Raw genomic sequence first — 6771 nt, 5'->3', positions numbered from 1 at the left:
GCCTCGGCGCGCTTCTCGACCAGATGGTCGTGGCGGCGGCGATAGGCGATCAGGTCGCGGATCGTGCCGATCTTGAGCGCATGGTGCTGCGCGAAGGCGACGAGGTCGTCGAGCCGCGCCATCGTCCCGTCCTCGTTCATGATCTCGCAGATCACGCCCGAGGGATTGAGCCCGGCGAGCCGCGCCACGTCGACCGCCGCTTCGGTATGGCCGGTGCGCACCAGCACGCCGCCGTCACGCGCGACCAGCGGAAAGACGTGGCCGGGCGTGACGATCTCGTCGCGGCCCTTGCCCGCGTCGATCGCGACCGCGACGGTGCGCGCGCGGTCGGCCGCCGAGATGCCGGTCGTCACGCCGTCGCGCGCCTCGATCGAGGTGGTGAAGGCGGTCTCGTAGCGCGTGCCGTTGTTGCGGCTCATCAGCTCCAGCCCGAGCTCGGTCACGCGGCGCTTGGTCAGCGCCAGGCAGACCAGGCCGCGGCCATGCTTGGCCATGAAGTTGATCTTCTCCGGCGTCGCCATCTGCGCGGGGATGACCAGGTCTCCCTCATTCTCCCGGTCCTCGTCGTCGACCAGGATGAACATGCGGCCGTTGCGCGCCTCGTCGATGATCTCCTCGGGCGACGAGAGGAAGGCGTGGCGCAATCGCGTCAATTCAGCGGGTTTGGGCATAAGTCTGCATCCGTTGGAGGTACCGCGCGAGCACGTCGATCTCGATATTCACCGCCTGGCCGGGTTCCAGCCCGCCCAGCGTCGTCGCCGCCTGGGTGTGCGGGATGATGTTGACCGCGAAGTCGGTCGCGTCGCCGCGATCGACCACCTCGTTGACGGTCAGCGACACGCCGTCGACCGTCACCGAGCCCTTGGCGGCAAGGAACGGCGCGACCTCGCGCGTCACGCGCAGGCCGATCCATTTCGAGTCGCCCTCGGGACGGACGCCGGTCACCTCCGCGACGCCGTCGACATGGCCGGTGACGATATGCCCGCCGAGCTCGTCGCCCAGCCGCATCGCGCGCTCCAGGTTGAGCCGCCGCCCGGCGGACCACTGGCCCTGCGCGGTGCGCGACAGCGTCTCGCCCGATACGTCCACCGCGAACCAGCCGCCCCGTTCATCCCGGCCCTTGTCGACCACCGTCAGGCACACGCCCGAGCAGCTGATCGACGCGCCGAGATCGACCGTGGCGGTGTCGTAGGCGGTCTCGACCACCACGCGCGTGTCGCCGCGCGTCTCCACCGAGCGAATCGCGCCGATGTCGCTGACGATCCCCGTAAACATCAGAGTTCTTGCCGCCGCCTCATCCGAGCGGAAAAGTGGCATCCACTTTTCCCTGATGAGGCGGTCTCGTAAACCTCCAGCCGGTCGACGCCAAGCTGCCGCGCATCGTGCCGCCGCCAGCGCCCGTGCGCGGCGGCCAGATCGGACAGCCCGATGTCGCCCAGCGCCGGCGTGCCGCCGCCGATCAGGATCGGCGCGCGGTAGAGCAGCAGGCGATCGACGAGGCCGGCGCGGAGGAACGATGCGGCCGTCTGCGCGCCGCCTTCGACGAGAAGATGGTCGCCGGGGAGAGTGGCGATGGCGTCGGGTGCTCCTATCGTCATCACTTCTTCGTCATCCCGGCCTGGAGCCGGGATCCAAGCTCGTGCCTGGCCTGCAGCTTCGATTTGGGACGATCGACCCGGTTCCCGATTGGACCCCGGCTCAAGGCCGGGGTGACGGCCGGAGAGGATCACGCGCCACGGATTGCGTCCGTCCAGCCCCGGCAGCCGCACGTCGAGCGCCGGCCGGTCCGCCGCCCACGTCCCGTGCCCGACCAGGATCAGTTCGTGCCGACTGCGCTCCAGATGCGCATGCGCGCGCGCCTCCGGACCGGTGATCCACCGGCTCTCGCCCGCGGCGGTGGCGATGCCGCCGTCGAGCGAGGTGGCGAGCTTGAGCGTGACGAACGGCCGTCCCTGCGCCCGCCGTGTCAGCCACCCCGCCATGCTGCGCCGTGCGGCGTCGGCCAGCACGCCGTCCGTCACCGCCACGCCCGCCGCCGCCAGCCGGGCGAGCCCCCGGCCATCGGTGCGCGGGTCTGGATCGCGCAGCGCGGCGACGACGCGCGCCACGCCGGCGTCGGCGAGCAGGTCCGCGCAGGCCGGCCCCCGCGGGGATGCGTGCGCGCAGGGTTCCAGCGTGACATAGGCGGTCGCACCCCGCGCCGCCGCGCCGGCCGCGGCCAGCGCCATCGCCTCGGCATGGGGCCGCCCGCCCGGCTGCGTCCAGCCGCGCCCGACCACCCGGTCGTCCCCCACGATCACGCAGCCGACGTTCGGGTTCGGCGCGGTGCGCCCGCGCGCGCGCTCGGCCAGCGCCAGCGCCGCCGCCATCCAGCGGGCGTCGTCTTTCATGGTCGGCGACGGACCGCGCCTATTTCAAGTTCCACTGATCGAGCTTGTCCTGGATCTTCTTGAACCCCGCCTGCCGGCGCGCCAGCTCGCGCTTCTCCGCCTCCAGCCGCCGCGCCTTGATGACATAGTCGATCTTTTGCTGCGCGATGATCTGCGCGTCGCTGCGCGTCAGCGGCCATTGCTGCACATAGACGATATCGCGGTGATATTCCGGCTCGAACCGCGAATCGATCGCGAACGCGCCCAGCGTCGCGACGGTGAGCGCGACGGCGAGGCACAGGAAGCCGACCTGATAGGGCTGGCGACGGGACAGGAAATGGCGCAGGTCCGCCCACGCCCCGCGGAACTGGAACCGGTCGAGATAGCGACGCATGGGGCGCAAGATAGGGCGGGGGCCGGCCGGCGACCAGCCCCGCCCCCCGTCAGCCGGCGTCTTCCAGGTGGAAGCGCACGGTCATCGTCTTCCAGGCCTCGACGGGGATGCCGTCGCGCGTCGCCGGGCGGAAGCGCCAGCGCGCCAGCGCCTGCCGCTGCGTCACGCGCCAGAACTCGTCGCTGGTGGCGCTCAGCGGCTGGGCGTCGCGGACCCGCCCGTCGACGCCGATCAGCACCTTCAGCACCACCACGCCGTCGCGCCCGGCGCGCTGCTCGGCGGGCGGGTAGAGCGGCTGGAACTCGCGCTGGTAGCGCTCGTCGATGCTCGCCTGGGTGAGGAGCGGCGGCGGCGGCCTGACCGGCTCGACCGCGATCGGGCCGGCGTCACCGGCGGTCAGCATGCCCGGATCGGGTGGCGCGGGTTGCGGCGGCGGCGTGAACGGCGCCCTGGGCTCGGTCGGGACCTGCGGCCTGGGCAGGTCGATCGGGGTTACGGGATGCGCCCTGGTGCGCGGCTGGAGCCGAGGCTCGGGCCTGGGCGGGGGCGCGGGCGGCGGCACGGGATAGATGGTCAGCGGCCGGTCGGTCAGCTTGTGCCGAATGGTGGGCGACGCCAGCATCGCCGCTGCGAGCAGCGGGGCGACGATCCCCACCGACAATCCCAGGCTGCCGCGGTTCACCCGTCGCGGCTGATAGCGCTGTGCATACATCGGAACCTCTCCTTGTCCGTTCTCCTTTTCGCCCGACGCTCGGCCGGGCCCGTGGATGATGCACTATAATATAACGGATGCAAGCCCCGCGGGTGATGCGCAGGCCGGGTGCGTGCTAGGCGCGCAGCCGCTCGATCGCCCGCTCGCGCCCGATCAGCGGCAGCAGCGCCGCCATGTCCGGCCCGTGGTCCAGCCCGGTCAGCGCCTGGCGCAGCGGCAGGAACAAGGCCTTGCCCTTCCGCCCGGTCCGCTCCTTCAGCGCGCCGGTCAGCGCGTGCCACGGATCGTCGTCCCAGCCGATCGCCGCCGCCGCCGCCGCCGCCTCGGCCAGATACTCCCGGTCCGCGCTTGCCGCCGCGATCGGCCCGTCGATCACCCGCTGCCAGTCCGCCGCCTCGGCGACCGTGTGGAGGTTCGGCCGCACCGCCGCCCAGGCGTCCGCGTCCATTCCCGCCGGCAGCCGCGTCGCGACCCGCGTGAAGGGCAGCTGGTGGACGATGCGCGCGTTGAGCTGCGCCAGCTCCGCCTCGTCGAACCGCGCCGGCGCGCGCCCGAACCGGTCGAAGGCGAAGCCGGCGACCAGCGGCGCGGGATCGACGAACGGCTCGACCGGATCGCTCGTCCCGATCCGCGCGAGCAGCGCCAGCACCGCCGCCGGCTCGATCCCCGCCGCGCGGAAATGATCGACGCCGAGCGAGCCGAGCCGCTTCGACAGCTTGCCCTCCGCGCCCGTCAGCAGCGCCATGTGCGCGAACGCAGGCGCCGCGGCGCCCATCGCGGCGAACATCTGCAGCTGCAGCGCGGTGTTGGAGACATGGTCCTCGCCGCGCACGACGTGCGTCACGCCCATCGCGATGTCGTCGATCGCCGACGGCAGCAGGTAGAGCCATGACCCGTCGGCGCGGCGCACCACCGGATCGCTCATCGTCGCGGGATCGAAACGCTGGGGGCCGCGCACCAGATCGTCCCAGCCGATCGCGGCATCCTCATCGAGCCGAAACCGCCAGTGCGGCCGCACGCCCTCGCGCTCCAGCCGCGCCTTGTCCGTGCCGGTGAGCCGGAGCGCCGCGCGGTCGTAGACCGGCGGCAGCCCGCGGCCGAGCAGCACCTTGCGCTTCAGCTCCAGTTCCTGCTGCGTCTCATAGGCCGGGTAGAGCCGGCCTTCCCGCACCAGCGCGTCGAAGCGCGCCTGGTAGAGCGCGAACCGCTCCGACTGCCGCACCTCGCCGTCGGGCGCGAGGCCCAGCCAGGCGAGGTCCGCGCGGATCGCCGCGACGAACCGCTCTTCGCTCCGCTCGCCGTCGGTATCGTCGATGCGCAGGAGGAAGCGCCCCCCCTGCGCCCGCGCCCAGAGCCAGCCGTGCAGCGCCGTGCGGATGTTGCCGACATGCAGCCGACCGGTGGGCGATGGCGCGAAGCGGGTGACCACGGTCATGCTCCGTCTTTACCCACCAAACCCACCGAATCCGCTGCCGGGCTCAGGTTCCTGACAGTTAGCTCGTAAAATCGCGATCGCATGTCTTCGGAAGGGTTCTGTTGGCGCGCAATCACGGACAATACTGGCCGTTCTTGGGTCTAGGCCCGGCAGGTCCTTGCACGTTAATGGTCGCAGAGCCATTAGCGATCGCGCCCGTCCCGCTATCGCGGATCGAGTAGGGAACCGTGTATGTATAAACATAGCCGTCTTCACAAATTGGGGCTCGCGGCACATATGGCGCATTGTAGGTCACCGATTGTCCACCCTGAGATATGACGGCGGTCCCGCCTCCTGAAGGTGGCGAGAAGGACGCGATCACGCCACTTTCCCCGTTCAAGGTGGCAAGTGTCGTGATCGGGATGGCGGTGGACGACGAGCTCGCGACGTCCAGCGTCGGATTGGTCGCCGTGATCGTTCCGCTAGGCGTAGGGGTTGGCGTCCCTACGCCGCCAACGCCGCTTACGGTGTAGCTAGAGCGGTTGCCTGCTGGGTCGTAAGTGATGCTGGTCGAAACGCCGTTGTTGACCGTCCCCGTGCTGGCGACTGCTACAAGTCGGCCCTGCGCGTCATAGGTGTAGGTTACCATCTGGCTGGCCTGACTCGACGTCGCGAGCGTGACAAGTAAGGGAAGCATGAGAGACGAAAGCCGTCGATCCTGTTTTCCAAACATGACAATCTCCTGCTTCAAGTGGTGCCAGCCCCGCAGAACACTTTCTTAGAGTAATCTAATCGGGTCTAGGCGATTGGCGAGGTAGGAAACCGAGCTTGGCTAACGCAACTAAGTCCCAGACGCTGAACAAGTCGATCTAGCTCCTGCAGGTCGGCGTCCTTGACGTCACCCCGCTTGATCGCGCTAAGACTTAACTGCCTTGTTCGCGGAATTCCCGTTAAGACGATGTTAGCTCCCTTGCGCCACAAGGTAATTGCAAAAACACGATTGTCATTGTCTATAAGGTGAGGATGATATTGCCAGTTGTTGGAAGAGGACCAAGTTTCCGCAATACCCATTAATCGATTTACTTCGACATAATCGCATGTGGTTGAGAAAAACGGGGGAACGCCGGTTATAAAATCCGGTTCTTTCGAACAGGAACTTACAACAAACATTGCTACTAGAAGCATGTGCTTTAATTGCATTGTTTTAGCGCCTTCGCAACCTTACCGAGTTGCTCCTTAAAGGCTCCGGGCCCAAATGTCTTGTTAGCGTAGGCGATTAGGCTGTTCGTATTAGTTCCGTATCCAACACCACGAATGCTATAGCCCATTGACTGCGAACCCGTAATCCACATTTCAACTGCACCGTACCGCATCCAGTGGTCACTACGGAAGCCGCACCGCGCCGCAACCGGGGGCTTCCGGCCGGGCGCCTTCCGCGGCAAGGCGCGCGACATGCGCCGCTTCTTCGCTCCCGCCCAGCTCGGGCACGCACCGCGCCAGGAACTGCACAACGGCGCCTTTGCCGCCTATGCGGAGACGCCGGCCCGCGCCGAGGCGATCCTGGCGGCGATCGGCGGGGCCCAAACGCCGCCGGACCGGGGCGTCGCGCCGATCGCGGCCGTCCATGCGCCCGACTATCTCGGCTTCCTGCAGGACGCGCCACGGCTCTGGCGGGAGGCCGGGCGGCCGGGCGACGCGATTCCCTATGCCTTTCCGATCGTCGGGCGGCGGCCGCTGCGGCTCGATCGCATCGATGCGCTGATCGGCCGCTACGCGTTCGACGCGACGACGCCGATCACGCCGTGTACGAACGCCGGGATCAGCCGCGGCGCGCCCTGGGCGACGAACGCGCTGATGCAGCACAGCGACAGGCACAGCGTGC

At 68.7% G+C, this 6771-nt stretch carries 7 protein-coding genes; all 7 read right to left on the bottom strand.

The features are described from left to right. A partial coding sequence (gene ribB, locus ACFE64_RS13290; protein ID WP_375392941.1) for a 3,4-dihydroxy-2-butanone-4-phosphate synthase occupies window positions 1-671 on the bottom strand: 671 nt, incomplete at its 3' end. After that, on the bottom strand, window positions 655-1275 hold the full coding sequence (locus tag ACFE64_RS13285; RefSeq protein ID WP_375392940.1) for a riboflavin synthase: 621 nt from the start codon (window positions 1273-1275) through the stop codon (window positions 655-657). The genes ACFE64_RS13285 and ribB, both read right to left, overlap by 17 nt. Beyond that, the gene (ribD, locus tag ACFE64_RS13280) at window positions 1275-2390 is read right to left on the bottom strand and encodes a bifunctional diaminohydroxyphosphoribosylaminopyrimidine deaminase/5-amino-6-(5-phosphoribosylamino)uracil reductase RibD (RefSeq protein ID WP_375392939.1); all 1116 of its coding nucleotides are present in this window, start codon (window positions 2388-2390) and stop codon (window positions 1275-1277) included. The genes ACFE64_RS13285 and ribD overlap by 1 nt, the downstream gene beginning before the upstream one ends. 19 nt (window positions 2391-2409) lie before the next feature. Further along, window positions 2410-2763, bottom strand: a complete 354-nt coding sequence (locus tag ACFE64_RS13275; RefSeq protein WP_375392938.1) for a hypothetical protein — start codon at window positions 2761-2763, stop codon at window positions 2410-2412. Window positions 2764-2812: 49 nt separating this feature from the next. Further along, window positions 2813-3475 (bottom strand): energy transducer TonB, encoded by a 663-nt coding sequence (locus tag ACFE64_RS13270; RefSeq protein ID WP_375392937.1) that lies wholly within the window; start codon window positions 3473-3475, stop codon window positions 2813-2815. 115 nt (window positions 3476-3590) lie between these two features. After that, window positions 3591-4910, bottom strand: coding sequence for a glutamate--tRNA ligase (locus tag ACFE64_RS13265; RefSeq protein ID WP_375392936.1), 1320 nt, complete (start codon window positions 4908-4910; stop codon window positions 3591-3593). 112 nt (window positions 4911-5022) lie between these two features. Then, window positions 5023-5640: a hypothetical protein gene (locus ACFE64_RS13260; RefSeq protein ID WP_375392935.1), complete on the bottom strand. Its 618-nt coding sequence runs from the start codon at window positions 5638-5640 to the stop codon at window positions 5023-5025. Window positions 5641-6771 lie beyond the last annotated feature (1131 nt).

This window comes from uncultured Sphingomonas sp. (genome assembly GCF_964250165.1).
Classification (GTDB): Bacteria; Pseudomonadota; Alphaproteobacteria; order Sphingomonadales; family Sphingomonadaceae; genus Sphingomonas.
Note: the sequence above shows the minus strand (reverse complement) of the source record. Positions and strands in the feature narration are given on the sequence as shown.

Excerpts from the sequence above, each read along its gene's own strand:
- ACFE64_RS13285 (WP_375392940.1), bottom strand. The coding sequence starts at position 1,275 with ATGTTTACGGGGATCGTCAGCGACATCGGCGCGATTCGCTCGGTGGAG.
- ribD (WP_375392939.1), bottom strand. The coding sequence starts at position 2,390 with ATGAAAGACGACGCCCGCTGGATGGCGGCGGCGCTGGCGCTGGCCGAG.
- ACFE64_RS13275 (WP_375392938.1), bottom strand. The coding sequence starts at position 2,763 with ATGCGTCGCTATCTCGACCGGTTCCAGTTCCGCGGGGCGTGGGCGGAC.
- ACFE64_RS13270 (WP_375392937.1), bottom strand. The coding sequence starts at position 3,475 with ATGTATGCACAGCGCTATCAGCCGCGACGGGTGAACCGCGGCAGCCTG.
- ACFE64_RS13265 (WP_375392936.1), bottom strand. The coding sequence starts at position 4,910 with ATGACCGTGGTCACCCGCTTCGCGCCATCGCCCACCGGTCGGCTGCAT.